Annotated in this window: 26 protein-coding genes; 9 read left to right on the top strand and 17 right to left on the bottom strand. The window is 52.5% G+C overall.

Annotation, left to right across the window (positions count from 1 at the left end):
• Positions 1–8 precede the first annotated feature (8 nt).
• The 4 genes from QI197_03400 to QI197_03385 are packed head-to-tail and all read right to left on the bottom strand — an operon-like array spanning position 9 to position 2547.
• Positions 9–557 carry a molecular chaperone TorD family protein gene (locus QI197_03400; GenBank protein ID MDK2372406.1) on the bottom strand — a complete coding sequence of 183 codons (549 nt, stop codon included), beginning with the start codon at positions 555–557 and terminating at the stop codon, positions 9–11.
• A gap of 30 nt (positions 558–587) precedes the next feature.
• Positions 588–974, bottom strand: a complete 387-nt coding sequence (locus QI197_03395; protein MDK2372405.1) for a ribbon-helix-helix protein, CopG family — start codon at positions 972–974, stop codon at positions 588–590.
• Between the two features lie 6 nt (positions 975–980).
• Positions 981–1787: a metal ABC transporter permease gene (locus QI197_03390; protein MDK2372404.1), complete on the bottom strand. Its 807-nt coding sequence runs from the start codon at positions 1785–1787 to the stop codon at positions 981–983.
• Positions 1777–2547 carry a metal ABC transporter ATP-binding protein gene (locus tag QI197_03385; GenBank protein MDK2372403.1) on the bottom strand — a complete coding sequence of 257 codons (771 nt, stop codon included), beginning with the start codon at positions 2545–2547 and terminating at the stop codon, positions 1777–1779. Before QI197_03385 ends, QI197_03390 begins: the two co-directional genes overlap by 11 nt.
• 52 nt (positions 2548–2599) lie before the next feature.
• On the opposite strand from QI197_03385, the gene QI197_03380 reads away from it, so the two are divergent.
• Both QI197_03380 and QI197_03375 read left to right on the top strand, forming a co-directional pair.
• Positions 2600–3586, top strand: coding sequence for a zinc ABC transporter substrate-binding protein (locus QI197_03380; protein MDK2372402.1), 987 nt, complete (start codon positions 2600–2602; stop codon positions 3584–3586).
• 20 nt (positions 3587–3606) lie between these two features.
• Entirely contained in the window at positions 3607–3855 is a 249-nt protein-coding gene (locus QI197_03375; GenBank protein MDK2372401.1) for a hypothetical protein, read from the top strand.
• Here QI197_03375 and pcp read toward each other — a convergent pair.
• The gene (gene pcp, locus QI197_03370) at positions 3833–4435 is read right to left on the bottom strand and encodes a pyroglutamyl-peptidase I (GenBank protein ID MDK2372400.1); all 603 of its coding nucleotides are present in this window, start codon (positions 4433–4435) and stop codon (positions 3833–3835) included. The two genes, QI197_03375 and pcp, sit on opposite strands and share 23 nt — an antisense overlap.
• 275 nt (positions 4436–4710) lie before the next feature.
• Here pcp and QI197_03365 point away from each other — a divergent pair, with 275 nt between their 5' ends.
• From QI197_03365 to QI197_03355, 3 genes are all read left to right on the top strand, one after another.
• Positions 4711–5865: a spermidine/putrescine ABC transporter substrate-binding protein gene (locus QI197_03365; protein MDK2372399.1), complete on the top strand. Its 1155-nt coding sequence runs from the start codon at positions 4711–4713 to the stop codon at positions 5863–5865.
• A 279-nt stretch (positions 5866–6144) separates the two neighbouring features.
• Entirely contained in the window at positions 6145–6570 is a 426-nt protein-coding gene (locus tag QI197_03360) for a hypothetical protein (protein MDK2372398.1), read from the top strand.
• A gap of 77 nt (positions 6571–6647) precedes the next feature.
• Entirely contained in the window at positions 6648–7466 is an 819-nt protein-coding gene (locus QI197_03355) for an MBL fold metallo-hydrolase (GenBank protein ID MDK2372397.1), read from the top strand.
• A 6-nt stretch (positions 7467–7472) separates the two neighbouring features.
• On the opposite strand, the gene QI197_03350 is transcribed toward QI197_03355, so the two are convergent.
• The gene (locus QI197_03350; GenBank protein MDK2372396.1) at positions 7473–7643 is read right to left on the bottom strand and encodes a winged helix-turn-helix transcriptional regulator; all 171 of its coding nucleotides are present in this window, start codon (positions 7641–7643) and stop codon (positions 7473–7475) included.
• 179 nt (positions 7644–7822) lie between these two features.
• On the opposite strand from QI197_03350, the gene QI197_03345 reads away from it, so the two are divergent.
• Together QI197_03345 and QI197_03340 are read left to right on the top strand one after the other, a co-directional pair.
• On the top strand, positions 7823–8197 hold the full coding sequence (locus QI197_03345) for a DsrE/DsrF/DrsH-like family protein (protein MDK2372395.1): 375 nt from the start codon (positions 7823–7825) through the stop codon (positions 8195–8197).
• 262 nt (positions 8198–8459) lie between these two features.
• A complete protein-coding gene (locus tag QI197_03340) occupies positions 8460–9329 on the top strand; it encodes a VIT1/CCC1 transporter family protein (protein MDK2372394.1) in 870 nt (289 codons plus the stop codon).
• A gap of 57 nt (positions 9330–9386) precedes the next feature.
• Here QI197_03340 and QI197_03335 read toward each other — a convergent pair whose 3' ends face one another.
• The 3 genes from QI197_03335 to QI197_03325 form a co-directional block, all read right to left on the bottom strand.
• The gene (locus QI197_03335; GenBank protein ID MDK2372393.1) at positions 9387–10532 is read right to left on the bottom strand and encodes a cytochrome ubiquinol oxidase subunit I; all 1146 of its coding nucleotides are present in this window, start codon (positions 10530–10532) and stop codon (positions 9387–9389) included.
• A gap of 4 nt (positions 10533–10536) precedes the next feature.
• The gene (locus QI197_03330; GenBank protein ID MDK2372392.1) at positions 10537–12135 is read right to left on the bottom strand and encodes a cytochrome ubiquinol oxidase subunit I; all 1599 of its coding nucleotides are present in this window, start codon (positions 12133–12135) and stop codon (positions 10537–10539) included.
• Between the two features lie 607 nt (positions 12136–12742).
• Entirely contained in the window at positions 12743–13627 is an 885-nt protein-coding gene (locus QI197_03325) for a fumarylacetoacetate hydrolase family protein (protein MDK2372391.1), read from the bottom strand.
• Between the two features lie 77 nt (positions 13628–13704).
• On the opposite strand from QI197_03325, the gene QI197_03320 reads away from it, so the two are divergent.
• Positions 13705–13953 (top strand): VapB-type antitoxin, encoded by a 249-nt coding sequence (locus QI197_03320; protein MDK2372390.1) that lies wholly within the window; start codon positions 13705–13707, stop codon positions 13951–13953.
• Positions 13954–13990: 37 nt separating this feature from the next.
• Entirely contained in the window at positions 13991–14410 is a 420-nt protein-coding gene (locus QI197_03315; protein MDK2372389.1) for a PIN domain-containing protein, read from the top strand.
• A 37-nt stretch (positions 14411–14447) separates the two neighbouring features.
• Here QI197_03315 and QI197_03310 read toward each other — a convergent pair whose 3' ends face one another.
• The 8 genes from QI197_03310 to QI197_03275 form a co-directional block, all read right to left on the bottom strand.
• Complete coding sequence (locus QI197_03310; protein MDK2372388.1) at positions 14448–15230, bottom strand: HAD family hydrolase; 783 nt, start codon at positions 15228–15230, stop codon at positions 14448–14450.
• Positions 15231–15615: 385 nt separating this feature from the next.
• Positions 15616–15753 carry a hypothetical protein gene (locus QI197_03305; GenBank protein MDK2372387.1) on the bottom strand — a complete coding sequence of 46 codons (138 nt, stop codon included), beginning with the start codon at positions 15751–15753 and terminating at the stop codon, positions 15616–15618.
• On the bottom strand, positions 15746–16147 hold the full coding sequence (locus tag QI197_03300; protein MDK2372386.1) for a nucleotidyltransferase domain-containing protein: 402 nt from the start codon (positions 16145–16147) through the stop codon (positions 15746–15748). Before QI197_03300 ends, QI197_03305 begins: the two co-directional genes overlap by 8 nt.
• 433 nt (positions 16148–16580) lie before the next feature.
• The gene (locus tag QI197_03295; GenBank protein MDK2372385.1) at positions 16581–16787 is read right to left on the bottom strand and encodes a hypothetical protein; all 207 of its coding nucleotides are present in this window, start codon (positions 16785–16787) and stop codon (positions 16581–16583) included.
• A 100-nt stretch (positions 16788–16887) separates the two neighbouring features.
• Complete coding sequence (locus QI197_03290) at positions 16888–17874, bottom strand: isocitrate/isopropylmalate dehydrogenase family protein (protein ID MDK2372384.1); 987 nt, start codon at positions 17872–17874, stop codon at positions 16888–16890.
• Positions 17846–18355 carry a 3-isopropylmalate dehydratase small subunit gene (locus tag QI197_03285; GenBank protein MDK2372383.1) on the bottom strand — a complete coding sequence of 170 codons (510 nt, stop codon included), beginning with the start codon at positions 18353–18355 and terminating at the stop codon, positions 17846–17848. Before QI197_03285 ends, QI197_03290 begins: the two co-directional genes overlap by 29 nt.
• Positions 18355–19605 (bottom strand): 3-isopropylmalate dehydratase large subunit, encoded by a 1251-nt coding sequence (locus QI197_03280; GenBank protein ID MDK2372382.1) that lies wholly within the window; start codon positions 19603–19605, stop codon positions 18355–18357. The genes QI197_03285 and QI197_03280 overlap by 1 nt, the downstream gene beginning before the upstream one ends.
• Positions 19589–21103, bottom strand: coding sequence for a 2-isopropylmalate synthase (locus QI197_03275; GenBank protein MDK2372381.1), 1515 nt, complete (start codon positions 21101–21103; stop codon positions 19589–19591). The genes QI197_03280 and QI197_03275 overlap by 17 nt, the downstream gene beginning before the upstream one ends.
• Positions 21104–21257 lie beyond the last annotated feature (154 nt).

The raw sequence follows: 21257 nt of genomic DNA, 5'->3' as shown, positions 1-21257 counted from the left end.
TCCTCGAATCACCTGAGGGTCTCGAACTCCTCACTGAGGAACTCGGGTAGAAGGGCGCACACCTCCCTATAAAAATCGACCCGGGAGTTGGTCCTCACGCACTCGCAGAACTGGGGCACCCACTGGAGCAGATGATCCTTCAAGAAGGATTTAGCCTCGTCCAAGGCCTCTTCCTCGCCTAATATATAGAGGTAGCGGAGGAATTCGAGTTCCGCAGATATGTGCTCTGGGAGGTCCTTGAACTCGTCGGAAATATCGACGCCGAAGGCCCTCATCCTGTCCTGAACGTCAACGGCTAGGTGGGACATGAGCACCTTGTCCTCGGTCCTGTACACCGATTCGTAGGGTGGACAGGGGATCTCCTTGCCAAATCTGAAGAGCCTTACGTACTCTTGATTCATTAAGTGGGGATCTTCCAGCCTTAAAGCAGCTTGAGGCCACCTCTCCCTAACCTTCTCAAGTAGAGGTTCGATCTCCTTTACCCACTCCTCCGTGGGCCTCATGAACGCTAGGGTGAAGAACTCGAGTAGCTCGGCACTCTCCTCTCTCTCGCTCATAATCTGGGGTGGAAGCCCCCCATATTAAGGTTATCTAAGGCAGCCGAGCGGCAGGTATCTCTCGCTGACACCCTTTATCTTCCTCAGGGAGCCCTCAAGCTCGAGGATAGTGTGAGAATCTCCCTCGACGAAACTCACGTCAACACACACGCCCTCGGTGTGGTGATGCGTTCTGGTGATCACGCAGCTCCCGTACTTCTCCAGCACTTTGGAGACCAATTCGCTGCTCCTCCCCTCCGATACCACAATCAGCACACCCCTGCACCTGTGAGGGGTTAGGAGGTGAACCCTATCCTCCATGACCTCCACCAATATGCTCTGGATCAGAGATGACCTGCTCATCCCCAGCTTGGAGGACAGCTCATCTATCTTCTCCACCAAGTCCTCGGGGAGGGAGACGCCGAATCTCCTCTTCATACTACCTTACCTTCCCCTCAGCAGGGATATCAGGTAGAATCCCAGCATGACAATACCTATAACCCCCGAAGGTGCCAGTCCGGTGGCCACACTCATCAGCAGGCCCGTCAGGCCGCCAGCCAGTGACAGGAGGAACCCAAGTATCACAGCCACCCTGCCGCTCTTGGCTAGAGCGGATGCAGTTATGCCGGGGAGGAGGACCATCACGTGCTCCACCACGAATCCAACGGTCTTCAGCAGCCCGACGGTGGCTATAGCTAAAGAAGCGACCATCATGGCATCGTAAAGGGAAGCCCTGACCCCTGACAGCCTGACGAAGTCCCTGTCCACCCCTATGAGTATGTGTTCCCTAAGAAATGGAACCGTCAGGACCAGAACTATGGCGGAGACGGCGACGGTGAACCATACGTCCTCCCAAGTCACGAGCAGGGGATCTCCGATTATGTATGACCAGACGCTGGTCTCCATAGGGAAGGCCGTCAGTATGTAGTAGAGGGATATGGTGGTGAGGGACACGCTTATCGAGACGAATATGGCTGTGGCGGAGTCGGGCCTGACTCCCCTAGATATTAGGAGGGAAACCGTGGACACCAAGATGAGGCTGAAGATAATGGAGCAGATCTCGAACGGGCATCCCAGCAGGTTCATTGTTATTATGGCGAGGAGGGCCGAGAGAAGAGCAGAATGTGGAAGGGCCCCAGCTAGGAAGAGGAGCCTCCTCGCCACCACCACGGGGCTAAGCACCCCGTAGACAATGGAGGCGAGGCCCACTACTATGACCCACCTAGGGTCCAGCATCAGTTCAAACGGCATAGCCATCCACCACGTGGACGCACTTCTCAACTATGAAGACGCTCCTCCCGTAAACCTTGCTAAGCAGCTCCTCCTTTATGACCTGATCGGGCGGGCCAAGCGCTACTATCCCCCTGTTCACGACCATAATCAACTTGGCCCTGTCGAGGAACATGCTTGGGTCGTGACTGCTAACCATCACCAGCTTGGATGAGGACATCTCCTTTATCATCCTGACCAAATCCACCCTTCCCATTGGATCCACCGCAGTGAGGGGCTCATCCATTATTAGGATGGATGGGTCCCACACTAGGGCCCTAGCTATGAAGACCCTCTGTCTCTGGCCTCCTGACAGCTCTGATAGCGGTTTGCCTGCTATATAATCGACTCCCACCCTCTTGAGGGCAGACTCTATCCTCCCCCTCTCGTTCTTTGGGAAGGAGAGCCTGGGAGGCCTCCTTCTCAGGGCTATGGCCGATTCGACTATCTCCCTGACGCTGACCGGAAAGCTATAGTCCTCTCCCTTCCACTGGGGGACGTATCCTATGAGCCTGCCGGCCCTCTCTGGCTTGCCAGTCACGTCCTCTCCATTGACTAGGACTTTTCCTTTAGCGGGTATTAGTCCTAAGAGCGCCTTGAACAGGGTGGTCTTTCCAGCGCCATTGGGACCCATCACCACCACTAGACCGGGTCCCTCGAGTCTAAAGCTTTCGTTAGAGAATATCTCCTCATCATCGTAGCTTACCTCGAGTCCCCTCACCTCCAAGGTCAGCGCGCTCATCGTGCACAAACTGGGTATATCAAATATAAAGAAGTGCACAAACTAAAGGGCGATGAGGGCGGGCGCTCTGTTACTACTGCTGGCTCTGACACTGGCGGTTCAATCGGCTGAGGGCTCACCTAGAGGCCTCAACGTGATCGTGACCTTCTCCAACCTGAAGTATGATGTGGATCTCTTAGCATGCCCCTCCGATAGGGTGGTGTCCCTCGTACCACCCGGAGTCGATCCGCACGACTACGAGCTCAAGCCGGAGGATGTAAACTTGTTAAAGGAGGCAGACATCGTAGTATCAACAGCCCATACTCCCTTCGAGAGGCTCATCAGGGAAAAGGTCGCCTCAGGTGAAATAAAAGCGGAGCTAGTGGAGATTCCCAAGCTGGGACTCAAGATCCTGACGAATCCAGCAACTAAGCAGCCTAACTATCACATGCCCATCTATGATCCAGATAATTACCTCAAGTTAATGGGGCGTCTGAGCGAGATAATGGCTAGGGAGAACCCCGAGTGCGCCTCTCAGTACATGAAGAGGTATGATCTGATAAGGGAGAGGATTCTGAAGATAAAGAAGGAAGCACCTCATCTAAACTTGTCAGCTGTCGCCGTGAGCCCAGTCGCCCAGTACGCGGTGGAATGGGCCGGGGTGAAGGTGAGGTACCTGCTCCTTAAGGAGAGGGGGGTGCCAGCGACGCCTCCAGAGCTAGCGGAGATTAGGAGGAAGGCCCTCTCTGGCGAGATAGGGGTCATGGTATTGGTAGGGAATGCGCAGACCCCTCTCAACAAGAAAGCAGTGGAAATGGCCGAGGAAACGGGCATATCTTGGATAAACATCCCATCACCGCTCGAACCAAGGAGCACCCCTGAAAAGCTTGAAGACGTGGTAAAAGCCCTTTCCAACGTTGGAGAAAATAGATCGACGGAAATAGAATATGAGTACGTCCCGATGGCCGTCACATTGGTTGTGATAATCACCTCTCTGTTTACAGCGCTTTACCTGCTGAGGAGACAGGGCAGAGAAGCGAGGGGCAACCTAATTAGGTAGGCCTCACCCCCCAAGGAGGGATGAGTGAGTGGGCTAAGAAGGCTCATCACTATCTCAATGTGACTGGGAGGTTCAGGGGCTTCAGGAAGCTGAGCGACGGACAGAGATACGAGGTTGTGAAGGAGGGCCTACAGGAGTTCCTCAAGCAGAACCCCCTCACCAAGGAGGAGGCTGAGGAGGCCCTTGAGTGGTTCCTCTCTAGGAGGAGGGTTCACGAGGCCCGGGCCCTAGCGAAGCTGATGAAGCTCAAGCTCGGGAAGAGGAGGTGATCACATTCAACGCTATCTGGATAGCCCTCTTTATAGTGGATAGGGGCAGGCTAGGGACTGGTTTGTTCATCTTCGAGGCCATCTCGGAGGAGTATGGGATGTGGATGAAGCCAGCCGGTACCCTGAGGCCCACGATATCCAGTGTCCTCAGCGTCTTGTACATGACATAGTTGCACAGATACGTCCCGGCCGAGTACGACAGAAAAGCGGGTATGCCCTCCCCCCTCAAGGCCCCCACTAGCTCCCTAGTCGGTAGCGTGGAGAAGTAGCATGGAGGCCCATCCGGATCTATGGGCACATCTACTGGCTGCTCTCCATCGTTATCCGGGATTCTCGCATCTATCAGGTTTATTGCGATTCTCTCAACCCTGATAACGGGTCTCTCAGGCGCAAGACCGAGGTTAAGCACGGCCTCAGGCCTGAGTTCCTTTATGAGCTTCTCCAGCCTCTCGCCTGCCCTCCTGAACGAGACTGGCAGAACTTCACCCACTATTTCATTTCTCACGAGCTGCTCTACAAGTTCACTGGTGGGATTGGAGGGAACGTCATCCCAGCTCTCGAATCCGGTCAGCAAGATCATGGGATCACCCCTAAGGGGGCTCGGATCGGCACTGCGTCTTCATGACTCCGCGCCCCTTCGCCACCTCATCGCCCCCTCCAATAAGAGATGCGAAGAAAAACATCTTGCCTCGACTCCACCCATCCACTTTCTTGGCTATGACATCGATACTCCTCTCTACACACCTATATTTTTCTATTTTGATGGAGAAAAAACAATAGGATTTGTCCGCGAGCGGGTTGGATTAGTTTGGAGAGCACGCAAGACTAATAAAATTCAGGTCATGAATTCTCACTATGCAGAGACGTGAGTTCCTTAAGATAGCTATAGCAGGCGCTGCTGGCTTCGCAGTGGGATCTCTAGTGGGATTACCAATAAGGAAGAGCGGGATGGAAGGTGTCAGTGGGAAAGAGGTCGCTTCCAAAATACAGGAGGGTTCCCACAGAGTAGAGGCGCTCAAGGTGTATAACTGGTCCTATTACATCCAAGAGCTACTCCTAGACATATTCGCCAAAGAGGTGGGTATGGATAGGAAGAAATTGGTGTATGATGTTTTCGAGGATCCTTCAGAACCTTTCTCCAAAATAGCGGCTGGAGGTAGCGGATATGACTTGGTAGTTCTCCCAGACGCGGAAGCTGCTCTTGCTATAAGTAAGGGATTTGTCAGGAGACTGGACAAGTCCCTTATACCCAACCTGAGGTTCGTGGATCCGGATTTCCTGCATCCCCCATTCGATCCAGATAACGAGTACAGTGTAGTTTACATGTGGGGCATAACGGCTTATTCATGGAGGTCAGACTTCGTCCCTAAAGGTGTGACCACCCTCAAGCAGATATTCGATCCAGAGCTGGACTTCTTGAAGAAGCATGGGAAGAGGGTGATGATGCTGGAGGAGGCCATGGAAGTCGTCCTCTCTACCAAGGCCTACTTAGGTAAGGACCCCTATGACTGGAGTGATAAGACGATGGAGGAGGTGAAGGAAGTACTGATCAGGCAGAAGCCCTATTTGGCTGGCTACGGAGGAACAAGCGAGTATTACAGGGGCTTTGCCGAGGGAAGCATAGATGTAGCTCAAGCCTATAACGGTGACATAGCTCTCCTGAGGACCGAGGAACATCCAGAACTCGCCGACAAGGTCCAATTTGGAATACCGGAGGAGGGAGGGACTAGATGGACTGATAATATGCTGATACCAAAGGACGCTCCCCATCCCGAGGCGGCCCATCTCTTCATAAACTTCTTGCTGGACCCAGCTGTAGCAGCCGTCAACTCGCTTTACGTAAAGTACATGAGTCCAGTGAAAGACGCCAAACCTCTTATAGAGAAAGTCCTCAGCGATCCCGAGATATACCCCGCCAACATCAAGGATAGAACTTGGTATGTACCGCTGCTCACGGAGGAGGATCATGCTAAGCTCATGAAAGTATGGAAGGAGGTCCAAGAGTCCTGACCTCTGCGTCAGGAGGAGATGGAGTGTGGGTTGCAACATCGGAGACCCCACACCCCCGGAGATATGCACCCCTCTCCACCATTGTCAGCTACCTCTACTTCTCATGTCCCAAAGAATCTCTGAACTGAGAAGTGCCTAGACCGACTGTGGACACCCTCATATCCGAGGTCTGAGGAACCTGAACCCCCATATGACTTCCAGCGGTGCTTCCTCAAATGGATTCGCGCCCGAAAAACAAAACACTTATTACTCTCCACCCTGAGTGGGAGCTGAGGGCAAATGGACGAAGTGGAGCAAATAGGGCTCAACTGGGATCGTTTCTCCCAGAGAATAAAGGAGGATCCCTACGATTTCCTCCAGCTAGGGCCCGAGGAACTCAGGAGGGTGATAATGGAGAACCTCACCCCGTTGGCCAAGTTCCTAGGAGTAAATGCGATAATATACGAGTGCGGCAGGTGGTACGCCAGGATAGAGAGGATAGATCTGGAGGATGAGGAGCCAGAGCTGAGTGAGGTCATGGACAAGGAATGCTATGTCTCCTTGGAGGATGAGAATGGGTGCGATGTAGTGGTCTTGGCCATCAGGGAGGATGAGACAGGAGATGTGGAGGCATTCGCCCGCTCTGCTGGTGAAATACTTGAGATAATATTCAACGGGAAGGCCTGCGAGAATCAAGACGTCCCGTGGGATGACTTCCAGTGGTGAAAGCGTATATTTTTCACCCTCTCCTCTAGTTTATGTCGGGATTATCTGGGGGAACCGTTGATAGGCTCGAAGTTTGCGTGTTGGCAGAAGAGCATGCTTCAGGCATGTTCTGGGCTCAGCATGGCATATCCTTCCTACTAAAGGTCCGCTCCGGTGAGCAGGTTCATGAGATCCTCTTCGACACCGGAAACAGCTGGGAACCCATCGAACACAACCTCAGGCTGCTGGGCCAAGATGTATCGAGAGTTAAAGCAGTAGTCCTCTCGCACAGGCATTACGACCACACAGGAGGCCTCAGAGGTCTCCTGACAGATCTGAACAGGGAGATCACGATCATATCACATCCGGACCTCTTCAGACCGAACTTCGTCCTGCCCCTGAGAGAGATAGGTATACCCTTCACTAGGGAAGAGCTTGAAGGACTGGGTGCGAGGTTCCTCCTGACCCGCGATCCTATTGAAATAGTGTCCGGGGTTGTGACGACTGGGGAGATTCCCAGAACCTCTGAGTTAGAAAGGGAGATGACCATTGAGACCTACACGGTGGATGTCGATGGGAGACTGGTTAGAGATCCCATAATGGATGATGTCTCCCTCATCGTGAAGCTGAGAGGGGGATCTGTGGTGCTAACCGGATGCTCCCACGCGGGAGTGGTGAACATAGTGAAGAGGGCACTGGAAATAGCCGGCCCGGTCAGGGCGGTGATGGGAGGCTTCCACCTCGTCAGTGCCTCTGAAGAGAGGATAGAGGCTACTGTCAGGGCCCTCCGAGACTTGGGTGTGGAACAGGTAATCACCGGTCACTGCACAGGTCTACCAGCGGAGTGCGCGTTCAGAAGAGCATATGGAAGGGGTTTTGCACAACTGGCCGTGGGAAAGGTGTTTAAATTTACCTAGAGAGGATTAGAAAACATCAGACAAGTAGAACTCGATCATGTTTCCCTTCCTCCTCTCCCAGACGAGGCCGCTCCTCTCGAGGACATTGAGATGCCACCTCAGGCTTCCCAGACTCATCCCCAAATCTCTGGACATCTGCCTCAGGTAAGCGCCGGGGTTCACCCTCAGGTACTCTATTATGGCCCGCGCGCGCTTGAGGATTCTAGAGTTCCTAGACGCTCGTGCTATACCTGTTATTCAAATCATATGATCAGACCTCTAGGTGATTGAGTTGGCCAAGAGGCTGATGATTGTGGTCAGTAAAGGAACCTTAGACATGGCCTATCCCCCTCATATTGGCCCAGATCGGAGCGGCCATGGGCTTGGAGGTTGGTCTCTTCTTCACATTCTGGGGTTTCGACATAATAAGAAAGGACAGGGTTGATAACCTCAAGGTGACTCCGGTAGGGAATCCATCGATGGGAGTGCCGAACATACTGGCCACACTCCCAGGAATGACTGCAATGGCAACTGGCATGGTGAGGAAGAAGATAAGGGAGCTCAACATGCCTACCGTAAGGGATATGATAAAGGAGTGCAAGGACTTAGGAGTGAAGTTCTACGCCTGCTCAACTACAATGGAGATGTTCGGCCTGAAGAGGGAGGATCTGATAGAGGAAGTGGATGATGCAGTCGGCGCGACGACTTTCATGAACATGGCCATGGAAGACTCTGTAGTTATGCTCATCTAATTAACAACTCTTTCATTTTCCTGGGCTTTAACAATCATATTATAACGAGAAGCCAACTGGATGGGATGAAATCTGAGAAAAGTTTTTACAAGCTATACGGATGCCTAGAATGGGAAGTATTCTGTTTCGATTTTAATGTGTATAGCAATGGAGATCGCCTCTCAGAGCGACAATTCCTTCCATTCAGACCCAACCCGTTAGTGCTCTTGCCGAACCTGCTGTTATCCTTTAAATCTGCAAATGAATATACTGAGGGATTACCATGGCTGACCTGAAACCAGAGACCATGAAAGCTCTACTTGAGTTTCAGAGGAACGAGATAACCGAGTACAACGTTTATCTGAGTCTAGCTCAGCGAGTAGATGAGGAGAACAGGAAGGTACTGGAGAGGATAGCTAGAGATGAGCTCAGGCATTACTCTATCCTGAGGAAATATACAGGGAGGGATGTGGAGCCAGATGCGAAGAAGGTATTCCTCTACTCCGTGATCTCCAAGATATTCGGCGTTACTTTCACAATAAAGCTGATGGAGAGGACTGAGGAGTCTGCTCAAGAGGGATATAGGGGTATCATGGAGGAGGTCCCTGAAGCAGCCACTCTTCTTCGGGAGGAGGAGGATCACGAGGATCAATTGATTGAACTCGTTAAGGAGGAAAGAGTAGAATACGTGGGATCTATGGTCCTAGGACTGAATGATGCTCTGGTGGAGTTGACCGGCGCTTTGGCAGGCTTGACATTAGCTTTACAGAACTCCAAACTGATAGGAATAGCTGGCTTGATAATGGGGGTGGCTGCCAGCCTCTCAATGGCAGCATCCGAGTATCTATCTAGAAAGTCAGAGGGCTTAGGGAATCCAATGAAAGGAGCCTTTTACACTGGGATAGCATACATACTAACTGTGATTCTCATGATAACCCCTTTCCTATCTCTTACAAACCCTTATATTGCCCTCCTCTTGATGCTAGGTCTAACAGTGATAATAGTAGGGCTCTTCTCCTTCTACGTTGCGGTCGTCAAGGATCAATCGGCCTTGAGGATGTTCCTAGAGATGCTAGCGATAAGCTTCGGGGTGGCGGTAGTATCGTTCTTAGTGGGCTGGATAGCCAGAGCGGCTCTTGGAGTGGAGATCTAGGTTATATTAAGCTATGCTCAGGCATGACCATTAAAAAGGAGGTTAAGGAAGGACCCTTCAGTCCTTCAAGAGAAGATAGAATAGGGCCACCACAGCGATGAGCAGAGGAACTAGAAATACCGCAGTCAGCATGTAGAGCTCTGGAATATCGGCCAAGGTATTGGCTGCAGTAGTTAGTAAAGCCTGCCTAAATATCTCTGGGAGCGAGTTAACTACCTCGGGCTGGGCTATGAAGTAGGGTAACTGGCTGTGCATGTTAAGAAGTTCTCCAGTGAGCACCGTAGCCAATCCAGCTGGTCCTGAAATTTCGGCCCACCTTATAACTCCATCTAGGTTCGACAGTCCCTTCAAGACGAATATCACCGCTAGGAATTGCACTATCACGAGTATCATCTTTATGGTGAAGAGCCATCCGAAGTCATGCTGTGGTTTCACCCCCAGAAGGAATCCGAATATGTTGCTGAACTTGTATTGGGACACGTTGAGGCTTATCGCATACCAGGGGCCGAATATTACCATGAGAGCTAGGAAAATGGCTCCATACTCAGTGAACATTCCGACCAGCTCGGAGTATCTCTCCTTATTGGTTGGAGACTTGCTGTAGCTATAGGCGTAGGCCGATGCCAGCATGAGAGATCCAGCAGCCAGCGCACCGAATAGACTCTTCAGGTATAGCGGCAGGAACGTAGGGTTAGTCAGTGCCTCGATCACATCTAGATAGGGCTTGGGCTCCAGATGTAGCCCCGTGGGTGTGTTCAGGAAGGCAAACACTGCTCTGAAGCCAAAAGGTATAAGATATCCGCTTATGGCGAGTAAGGCTCCTATTAGCAGGTGGAGGTTCACCGCAACCCTGTCCCAGAGGTACCAGTAGAGCACTATGGTCAGGAACCTCAGGGCTATCATGAGGATGGCTAGTCCGAAAGGCACCCAAGTGAGATGACCAGCGAGCCCTATAAACTGGGGATAGAAGCTCAGGAGCATCACAGTAAAGGCAGTCCCGAAGACCCCTGCTATGGCGTATGTACTTGCATAATACCTCATTAAGATCTTCGCCCTCTCCATGAGGAAATCGTCTTTACCCTTCCTAGCGAGCCACTCCATGAAGGGTATGAATGTCGCTAGAGCTATGTCTAGGTTCACTAGGACTATATGCACGCCGAATGCGAGAGATAGGAGAGTGGAAATGGGCAGCGGCGCCTGCATATCATCACCTCCTCCACAGGAACCAATAGACTCCGATAACAAGCACCGCTAAGATCAAAGATAGGTAGAGGGCCACACCCATAAGCTGCCATGGAGGAGGCGGATTTATCGTTAGCTCGGTCTTCACATCCATTATGCCGTAGATAGCCCACGGCTTCCTGCCCATCTCCCTCACACCCCATCCCAAGAAGCTGGTTATGTGAGCTAGGGCTGGAGATATCACGGCCACCCACAGGGCCCAGGAAGGCCAATTTTCTCTCTTAAACGCTAGGAAAACTGCTACCAGCCCTATCAACCCGAGGAGGACACCCAGGCCTATCTTAGTGTAGTACAGATAGTGCACTAACAGAGGAGGTCTGAATTCCTCCGATATCACATCATAGGAGGGTAGTTTCGCATTTGGATTACCGTAGGCTAGGAGAGGCATGAGCTGATCAACTAGCTGTTTCATACCTATCATCCCCGGCAAGCTTTGAATCTTCGTTGTGGTGGCCTCCATGGCCGCGAACTTCTCGGGATTGTACTTGGCTACGGCTGCTCCCATAGCATGGCCGGAGCCGGTTCCTTGGATGGCCACAGTTATCAATGCAACTAAGGCCGCGAACTTCAAGGCTCTCCTGAAGTAATCCCTGTCCCTATCATCATCGGATGTTCTGAGGATCCTGAGGGCATACCCCCCCAGTAAGGTGAAGCCTGAAACAGTCATGGCGGCTCCCAGGGAATGGACGAATGTTGCTAAGTACCCCTTGGATAGGAAGGTTATCATGAAAGTCCCGGCATTCTCCACTGTATTAGCCACAATGGCATCTATCACCTCCTTTAGTGGAACTGAAGAGAGGGTCTGGAGGGCCTCAGGTTTGAGCACAGCAGCTAAGGTACTTTCACCTATGGTTTTTCCGGAGAAAGCCTCCCCCATCAGTATCCTAACTAAGCCAGATGGCAAGGTCACCGTTACCTGCTCAGGGGACGAGTTAATTACCTTGGCTCCGACAGCGGCGAGCTTATTCACATCAATGGCTTGAGCTATCTGAGCGGGTACGAAGAGCAATACATCAGGAGGCGCCCAGCTACTGGGTCCCGCTATAGGGTCGTAATGGGCTATTACATTGACCGGAGCCTGCATGAAGGAGTTCACGCTCAATATCATGGCGGCTGAGAACCAAGCCCCTACGAACGCCAATACCCCAATTAAGAGGTGAGTCTTAGGGGAGACCTTGTGCTCCGCGTAAAAGTACATGTAGATGAAGACACCCTCCATGATGAATGCGAATATCTCCATGTAGAGCGGGAAGTAAATGTATCTCCCGGCGGCTTCTGTGAGGTTAGGCCATAGAAGAACTAATCCGAACTCCGATGCAGTTCCAGTAGCAGCTCCGACAGCGAACACAGCTACGAACGCCTTAGCTAAAGTTCTAGAGAGCCTTTTCCAGTCCTCGTTGCCTGTTCTCAGCCATATGGCCTCAGCAACAACAGCGAGGAATGAGAGTCCTAGTACGTACTGCAGGATGAACCAGTGGACCTCTATGCCTATCATTGATAGGACTCTCTCCCAACCCGCTGGATAACCCGACAACCATTGTTGAATTAGTCCAAACGGATCCATGTAGATCCCTAAACCCAAACGATTGATATAAATCTTATAAGACTTATGGTTTGACAAATTAACCGTTAATATTCATTAAATTGAAAAGGATGATTACAATTTTTATTTGTATATCATGGAATAATTTGATAATATTGTGATACATACTGAGAGCCACATTTGTGTAATTGCAGTGTTGAGTGCCGAATACCACTTGATTAATAGACGAACAGATGTGCTATTGGCACCGCAAGAATTGGCTAATTCCCACCACGACTTTCGAGGACTATTATGTCCATCACGGGCATCGTCGTCTATTATAACTCATTACGGGGGAAAGAAACTCATCGCTACCTCATATACCCCAAGGTTCTTTTAAAGATCCAATTAGGGCATTGAGGATGAGGGTACCATAGAGCAGCCGTCCTATATCCCTCAAGAGGTGATAAATTACCATTCACGAACCATGTCCTAGAGCCTATGGCTGCGCGCGAGGGGCGTTTTGCTGTTAACATGGCTCCTATAGTGAACAACTATACCGCGACTTTCTGAAGCCTACATGCTGAGGTAAGGCTGGCAAAGCACCGAGGGCGGTCACAGGGCTTGCGTTTAAGATGCTAAGAATCGGTCAGGAGACCACATCTCCCTCCCTCATGCTCTCGTAGACTATGCGGTTCCTTATCCTGCCCACACTCCATATTTCTATCTCTACGACATCCCCATGTTTGAGGAGCTTTGGAGGGTTTGAGAAACCACCTACCCCCGAAGGGGTTCCTGTAGCTATTATATCACCCGGCTCTAGGGTTAAACCCTTACTCAGAATTGAGATTATGTCCCATGGTTTGAATATCATCTGGCTAGAGCTGGCATGCTGTCTTCTCTCCCCATTAACCCAGGTAGTTACTCCAAGTTCCTCGAACTCGACAGACGTATCTATCCACGGTCCTATAGGGGCGAAGGTGTCGATACTCTTGCCCCTGACCCACTGACCATCCCTCCTCTGGAGGTCCCTAGCGGTGACGTCGTTGAAGGCCATGTAACCCAGAATAGACCCCTTGGCCTCCTTCTCGTTGAGCCTACGCCCACCCTTCTTCATAACAAAGGCTATCTCACCCTCATAATCCACCTCCCTAACGTAGTCGTCAGGTACTATCACATCATCGTAGGGACCGTTGAGCGATGTGCGGGCCTTCATGAAGATAACAGGCTCCTTTGGTGGTTCGAAACCGGTTTCAGCCGCATGCTCGGCGTAGTTCTTTCCTAGACAAATTATCTTGGCTGGGGAAGTGAGGGGCTTGAGGAGCTTCACCTCTTCTAGCGGGATGGTGCAATCCAGTGTCTTATCTTCGAGTCTAAGCACTTCATCTATGAGGGGGAGGTTTATTAAAGCGTCCAAGCTCGGAGGTAATTCCTTTCCTATCTTCTCTGAGATGACGTTAGAGGGAGCTATCTCTCCATCCTGCTCCACACCGTAGTCTATGGTCCTGTCGTGGACGAACCTGACCAGGCGCATAGCTCCCTCGTGAAGTCCTTACTTAAAACTGGAGGGCTCTTTTATAAGTGGGTATATCCTGTATGTAGTGGGATAAAATGTCAGTTGTGGGCGTAGATGAGAGGGGCAGGATAACTCTTCCAAAGAGGTTGAGAGAGGGGATCAAGAAGGTGGTAATAATACCAGTGGGCACTCACTTAGTCCTAATCCCCCTAAGGGGAGAGCCTGAAAAGTACGCAGAGGGGTGGCTCGACACGGATAAGGAGAGGAGGAAGCTAAAAGCGGAGGCTGAAAGGCTAGCTAGAGAGGATGCAGTTAAGAGAGCCAAGAGGAGGAAGCAGCTGTGACCTCTCCTACCTATAAATCTAACTCTAGGTGATTGCCATGATAGTTGAAACGGATGTGCTATACGCCTACGTAAAGGTAGAGGATTGGCTGAAACCAGTAGCCCTCAGACTGATCAAGATGATCATAAGCGGCAAATTAGGAGAAGTCAAGGCATCTAGGGAGGTGCTTCACGAGATCTACTACGTTTCTATAGAAGAGGGAGTCTCTCTAGATGAGATCTTGGAGCGGTTAACCCATCTCACCCTTATTGAGAACTTAAGGTTTGTGGAGACCACTTGGGAGGACGATCTGGCGGCCATCTCCTTGATGAGGCAGTATGGTCTCTCCTCCATTTTTGACGCCTACTACGCTGCCCTAGCTCTAAGGGAGGGTGAACCCCTCATCTCTACTGATAGAGCTTACGATAAGATCCCCGGGATCGAGAGGTTAGACCCTAGGAACATCGTGAATTGGTAATCCCCTCATCAATCATCAGAGCGCTGATTAGGAAAGTTTAGAGCCTCCTGCTTAGGGAAACTACCTCCCTCAGCTCAACCACCACAGCATCGGGTATCATCATCTCCTCGGGGATGAATCCGTACAGGATGTCCTTCCTCATTAAATCTCTGAGGTAACCGCTTTTCAGGAGTAGATCTACCCTCTTGAATGGATCTACTTCCCTCAGATGGTTCAGTTCCCTTACCATCAGGAACGCAGCTAGGCCAGCGCCTTTAGCCCCAGCAACATCGTGACTTGGGGAATCTCCGGTGTGAAATGCGGCAGAGCAACCGCATATCTCCATGGCCTTCGTGAACGCCTCGGGCCTTACTTTGAGGACTCCAAGCCTATCTGTGGTCAAGACATCGTCAAACATTTCTCTAATCCCCAGCTCGCTCAGGATGGCTTCTTGGTACTTGGAAAGGCCGCCGGTCATTAGGCAGACCCTGCGATCCCGTCTGAGCTCTTGGATGGCTTCAACAGAATCGGGATAAACGCTGGTAGCACCGCTCCTCACGGCCTCCAGCAGGAGGGACAGGGCGTCGAACTCACTCATCCTCAAACCCAGTCGCCTTAGTGCCTCAGGGATTACGACATCCCAGTCGAAGGCATGCAGATAATCTCCATTGAGGATCTTCTCCCTCATGATCTCCCTTACTTTTTCTCTCAAAATGAGAGCGGCCTCATCATCCGGAATACCTAGCCTCCTAGCGAGTAAGCGAGCCGGTCTACCTATGAGGTACTCTCTATATCCGGTCTTTATCACGGTATGGTCTAGGTCTAGGAAGGCGCATCTCATCCTAGTAAGTGGATTCGGAAATGGGAAAAAGTTAGCTAGCGAGCTAGTTGAGGTCCTGAAATCGCGCGCCTGAGCTGATCAGGCCCCTCAATCTCAGGGATCCATCCCTTCCTTCTCCATGTAGCCTAGCATCACGGACATTATCCGCTCCAACTCCTCCACTTGGCCGAGTAGCGATAGCAGGATCTCGTGATCCACCTCGGAATATGAGTGAACGAGGAGAATTCCTCAATCCCGCTAGAGAAGATACTAACTCTCCATCTGCCCCGTCGAGAACTCCCATATTGACTAAGAGTAGCCCTATCTCCCTGTGCTTCGAGGGAACTGGACCTCCCTTCTTAGCGATTATGAAGCTCCCTACGTCAAGTACGGCCTCGATGGCCACCTAAAAGTTCCTCTCGGCCGAGTCCATGACGAAGGGATTGCTGAAGTAACCTTCTCTACCCATCGATCTGATGCTCTTCAGCTTGGACACAGCCGTCCTGAATCTGCTAATCCTCCCCACAAGCCCAGGACTAGGCATTCATCATCGCCCTTATCATGCCCTTAACCATTCTCTCGTAATAGGGCTTGGAGTCCAAGTACTCCATTATGGCCCTTGCCTTATCCTCAGCCATGAGAGTCTCGTCTCTCACCAAGATTGTGATGCCAGTCCTGAAGATCTCATACCTCAGGGGAGGCGGAGCCGTATCCACATCCACTATGTGGACGGGTCTCCCTACGGCGGATTCCATTAGGGAGGAGAGCCTCCCTAGCTCCAAGGGCTCGGGTCTTATGAAGAATTTGATGGCGACATCCATGTCGCTATCCTCCCTCATCCTTCCCTCCACGACCGATCCAAAGAGTATGGCGTAAATGACGTTATCCTCTACTGAGAGAACTCTTCTCAATTCAATTACAATTTTCTCAATGCTCATTCACGATATCTAGGAGGGACCAGATATAATCGCTGCCATATCTTGGGAATGAGATGAGGCCCACAAGGCATTAAGTAGGATTGATGATCTTAAGGAAATTCTCCTGATCAATTAGGTCGTTCTAACATAATCCCCCAACACATTAAAAAATAAAAATTAATGTTATGAATTGTATGGATGTAGGATTAACAGGGAATAGCGTCCCGTTTCAACTTTGTTGATAATGTTAAGTATTCAAGTTCGGATCATTTGGGCATAGGAGAGGGAAACCTCTAGGTCTTTCGGAAGACATATGAAGTTAATTTTCCTCTCCAACTTCAAAGCGAGACATTCCTAAATTCCTTGGCCCTCCCATAAGGCGCTGTGGCCAGCCTGATCAAGCTGGCTGATGAGACCGGAATGAGCGAGGAGACTCTCCTGAAGGTGCCATGCTCTAGAGAAATACAATTGCTCTTCTCGGTGAAGCCGTGCAGTGAGCTCTCTTCTCGACTAGGAATGCGATGTCCTCCTCAGAGAAAGCGCTGGCCGTGTAAGGCACGTGGACCTTCTTCCCCTTGCTGGCGCGCTGAATTTGGGAGAGAAGCTTGACGAACCTCGCTGATGCTACCTGATGCCTCAGTAGTAAAGTTAAGCACTTCAATTAAGCTGAAAATTTAGTGAGATCTCTCCTTCTCAGGCAATAGGTCTCCTACTAACCTTGAGATCGCATTAACAGCTTCATTTAAGGTCGAAGGGATCGATCACCCAGCTGATATGAGATCTCTCACGCTAGCGCAGACTTCCCAAGTTTTCATCTTCCCTCCGACATCTGGGGTGGTATATCCCAATTCGCACGCTCTCCGCACGGCTTCCTCTAGCTCCTCACCCGCTTCCCTGTATCCCAACCACCTGAACATCATCGCCGCTGAAAGCAGAGTTGCCATGGGATTAGCTATGCCCTTCCCGGCTATGTCAGGAGCCGTTCCATGAACGGGCTCGAAGACCGCCCTCTCATCCCCTATATTCCCGCTCGGATACATGCCCAATCCACCGATGTAGGCGGCTGCTAGGTCGGCCAGTATATCGCCGAACATGTTTGTCGTTATTATTACATCGAAGGGCCTGTCCATGGCCAGCCTCATCGCCGCCGCGTCAACATACATCTCCCTGAACTCCAACCCCTCCTCCTTCGCCACGGAGGAGCATACATCCCTGAACAGCCTGCAGCCCAAGAGAACGTTGGCCTTGTGCACCACGTAGACCCTCTCCCTCCCTATCTCTTTGGCATATCTGTATCCGTACCTGCAGATACGCTCGCTTCCCCTTCTGGTGGTTACCCTAAGATCCACCGCGGTATCCACATTTGTCCAGCCGGCCCTGACGTAAAGTCCCTCGGTATTCTCCCTAACTATTGTTACGTCAAATCCCTGAACGGCGTTTGGCACTGGATATGACTTGGCTGGCCTTAAATTAACGTAGAGGTCGAGCTCCTGCCTGATCGGGAGGATCACCTCCTTAGCCGTCTCACCTACCGCTACCATCAGCGTCGCGTCGGCCTTGCGCACACCCTCGAACGTGTCCTCAGGAAGAGCAACTCCCCTTCTCCTCTTCGTCTCATCTCCAGCCTCGTAAACCTCCATCTGTATAGGTATCCCATGTTTATCCGCTAGTGTCTCTAGTACTGGGATAACAGCATCCATTATCTCCGGACCGACACCGTCACCGGGTATCAGGGCTATTCTCGGCACGAAATCTCCTCCTCAAGTAGGGAACCAAGCCTCCGGCCTCCAGTATCTCCATCAGGAATTCGGGTATACTCGTGCCCTTAAGCTCGCCTTTGCCGATAACTCTGACCACGCCCGAAAGCAGATTCACCTCTACCACGTCGCCATCCTCCACAACCTTGCTCACACCAGGAACCTCCATAACGGGCAGTCCCACGTTGATGGCATTCCTGAAGAAGATCCTAGCGAAGCTCTCCGCCAGCACCACCTCTATGCCCGCGTACTTGAGGGCTAAGGGAGCCTGCTCCCTGCTCGAGCCGTAACCGAAGTTCCTCCCCGCCACTATTATCCTTCTCTCCTTCACTTTCTCCCTGAAATCCGGATCCAAGTCCTCCATAGCATGCTCCCTGAGGACTTGGGGATCGGCCCCATGCTTCAGGTAGCGGGCCGGGATTATCACATCCGTATCGACATCGTCGCCGTACTTGATCACCTTACCCCTTATCAAGAGACCACCTCCCTAGGGTCGGTCACTCGCCCGGTAAGGGCGCTGGCAGCGACCGTGCTCGGGCTAGCTAGGTAGACGCGCGAATCGGGGTGTCCCATCCTGCCCCTGAAGTTCCTGTTGGATGAGGAGATACCAACCTCATTTGGCCCTAGCACGCCCAGATGGGCGCCCAAGCAGGGCCCGCAGCTCGGTGGCCCTATCGCCGCTCCGCTCTCGACCAGAGCGTCTATGAGCCCCATCCTCAGGGCCTCCCTGTACACCCTCTGGCTCCCAGGTATCACGATCAGCCTGACCCTCTCGCTCACCCTCCTGCCCCTCAGAATTCTGACGGCCGCCTTCAAATCGCTAAGCCTCCCTCCGGTGCAGGAGCCTATGAACGCTTGGTCCACCTCCTCGTCCACCTCGCTCGCGGCCTTTACATTCGCAGGAGAGTGGGGAGCGGCCACCAAGGGCTCTAGAGAGCTCACATCGAAGGTCAGCTCGTCCTCGAAGCTTCCCTTATCGGAGTACTCCGGTCTAGGCGGCTTGAAGGTCCTGCCCTCTAGGTAGCGGAAGGTGACCTCGTCCGGGGAGATGAAGCCCGTCTTCGCGCCGGCCTCAACGGACATGTTGGTGAGCACGAACCTCTCGTCCATCCCTAGCTCCCTCACAGCAGGTCCGTCGAACTCCAGCACCTTGTATATGGCGCCATCGGTTCCTATATTCGCTATCACCTCAAGGATAAGGTCCTTGGCGTGCACCAGAGGGGGGAAGGACCCCTCGCCCCTTATCAAGATGGTGGGGGGCACCTTGAACCAGAGCTTGCCGAGGGCCATAGCTGCGGCCATCTCTGTAGCTCCTATTCCTACCGCGAATGCCCCTAAAGCTCCCGATGTGGGGGTGTGGGAGTCAGTGCCCACCACCACATCTCCGGGAACGACGTGCCCCTCCTCCGGCAGGACTATGTGGCATATCCCTCCCCTCCCCACCTCGTAATATGAGCCGAAGTTGAACCTCCTGTGAAACTCCCTCAACCTCATGCTCAGTACCGCAGACTCTATGTCCTTCGCAGGTACGAAGTGGTCCTGTATGGCCACCACCCTCCCCGGGTACTTCACCCCAGCACCTATCTCGTTCAGCGCGTCCTCGACCAGCGCCCCCATGGGGTCGTGGGTCATGTAGACATCTATCTCAGCCTCCACTATGTCTCCCACGCTCACGTCCCTGCCAGAGGCCCTCGCCAGTATCTTCTCAACCGCCGTCCTCAAGGGTCATCACCTTGTTCAGGGCATCGACCAGCGCCTCTATGCTGGCATCCACTATATCATCGCTGAGCCCGAATCCCTCCGCTGCGAGCCCGTTGGACTCTACCCTGACGTAGACCTCACCCACCGCTTCAGTCCCCCTGCTGACGGCGTTGAGCTCGAACCTCGTCAGCCTGAACTCAGGCATTCCATCTATGGACTTGAGTGCGTTGGCTATCGCGTCGACGGGACCCACTCCCCAGCCGGCACTCCTTCTCTCCTCGCCCTTTAACCTGACCCTCACCCAGGCTGAGGGGGTGGTGCTGCTGCCCGTAACTACTGTCCACTCTGGCACCTCCATGATCCTCGCCCCCGGTCTACCGCCAACGACCTCAGCAACTATCTTAGAAAACCTCCTCTCGGTCACCTTGACGCCCTTATCCCCTAACTCCTTCACTCTCTGGATTATGAGGTTCAACTCCTCCTTACTCACATCGTAACCGAGCTGCTTCACCGCTTGCTCCACTGCGTGCCTCCCCGTGTGCTTCCCCAGCACTATGCGCCTCCTCATCCCCACCACCTCGGGGCTCAGGGGCTCGTAGGTTCCTGGGTGGCCGAGCACCCCGTGGACATGGATGCCGGACTCGTGGGAGAAGGCATTGTCCCCTATGATGGGAGCGTTAGGGGGTACCTGTATTCCAGTGAGCTTCTCCACGAGTTCCGATACCGATCTGAGCTTTGAGAGATCCACACCAGTCTCCACGCCGTAGAGGAACTTCAGAGAGGTGACGAACTGCTCCAAAGAGGCATTACCGGCTCTCTCCCCTATCCCGTTGATGGTCACGTGAGCCTGCTGGGCCCCGGCCTCCACCCCGGCTAGGGAGTTGGCCACCGCCAGTCCGAAGTCGTTGTGACAGTGGACGCTCACTGGTATCCTGAGCTCGTCCACCACTCTGCTGACCAGAGCTCTCATGGCTGGGGGCGACATGACACCGACTGTGTCAGGTATATCCACCCTGTCGGCCCCAGCCCCCTCTACGGCCTTGAACACCTCGAGGAGGAAGTCCACCTCTGTCCTAGTAGCGTCCTCAGCGGAGAACTCCACCTTCACGCCCCTCGACTTCGCGTACTCCACGGCCCTCACAGCCCTCTCCAGCACCTCCTCCTCGCTCATCCTCAGCTTGTACTCCCTGTGCAGGGGGGAGGTGGCTATGAAGACGTGGACCGAGTCGACGCCAGCGTCCACCGCCATATCTATGTCCTTAGGCGTGGATCTGGCCAGTGCGCATATCTCGGCCCTGACGCTGCCCTCCATCTCCTTGATTGCCCTAGCTATCTCCCTTACAGACTGGGACTCTCCCTTTGAGGTGATGGGGAAGCCAGCCTCTATAACATCCACTCCCAGCTCGTCCAAGGCTATAGCTATTTCAATCTTCTCCTCCGGTGTGAGTGAGACTCCAGGTGTCTGCTCGCCGTCCCTTAAGGTGGTATCAAAAACTCTAGCCCTCTCGGGAAGCCTCATGGCTTCCCTGACCGATGAGTTGATATCGGAAACGTAGGCTACTCTAGTTCCAAGGGACCACCTGCCCATCGCTGGATAGGTCCAATTAAAAAGGTATACTCAGCTAGCGCTGAGCTGAGCATACCATTATTACCTCCCCTCCCTATGTACTCGC

This window comes from Thermoproteota archaeon, assembly GCA_030130125.1.
Lineage (GTDB): Archaea > Korarchaeota > Korarchaeia > Korarchaeales > Korarchaeaceae > Korarchaeum.
The sequence above is the reverse complement of the archived record's forward strand: the minus strand, read 5'-3'. Positions and strand labels throughout refer to the sequence as shown.